Source organism: Pseudomonas sp. DWP3-1-3b3, from assembly GCF_049896305.1.
GTDB classification, from domain to species: domain Bacteria; phylum Pseudomonadota; class Gammaproteobacteria; order Pseudomonadales; family Pseudomonadaceae; genus Aquipseudomonas; species Aquipseudomonas azotoformans_A.
The window spans coordinates 1-581 of record NZ_JAFCUA010000030.1; the positions used below are offsets into that span (position 1 = coordinate 1).

Consider the following 581-nt stretch of genomic DNA (forward strand, 5'->3'; position numbering starts at 1 on the left):
TTTTGCCGAAGAACCAGCCTGGCGCCCGTCGGGTGGACGACCGGCGGGTGATTAGCGGGATCATCCATGTGCTGAAAGTGGGTTGCCGCTGGCAGGACTGCCCGGCGGTCTACGGCCCGCCGACGACCATCTATAATCGCTTCCGCCGCTGGACGATCAAGGGCGTGTGGCGGCGGCTGTTTACGGCCTTGGTCGCGCTCAGTCCCGACGATGTCCACATGATCGACTCCACCAGCGCCAAGGCCCACCGCTCGGCGGGCGGGGGAAAAGGGGGGCCGAAATCCAGGCGATCGGCCGTTCGCGCGGCGGCCGCACGACCAAGATCCACGCCGTCGTCGATGGCAAGGGACGCCTCATCGCCTTCGAAATAACCGCCGGACAGCGCGGCGACGCCCCCTTCGCCAGGCCATTGCTGGAGTCCCTGCCCAGGGCGCGCCTCTGTCTGGCCGACACCGCTTACGACGCCGACAAGTTGCGGCGCTTCCTCATCGAACGCGGCACCACGCCCGTCATCCCCAACAATCCTACCCGCAAGAACCTCCAGCCCTTCGATCCAGAGGCCTACAAGCAGCGCAATCTCG

At 66.4% G+C, this 581-nt stretch carries 2 protein-coding genes; both read left to right on the forward strand.

What is annotated here, in order from left to right; translation table 11 throughout:
- Nucleotides 1–371: transposase (locus ACP7BX_RS30865; protein WP_426197823.1), on the forward strand; the 371-nt coding region annotated here is incomplete at its 5' end.
- A partial coding sequence (locus ACP7BX_RS30870; RefSeq protein WP_426197825.1) for a transposase occupies nt 323–581 on the forward strand: 259 nt, incomplete at its 3' end. The genes ACP7BX_RS30865 and ACP7BX_RS30870, both read left to right, overlap by 49 nt.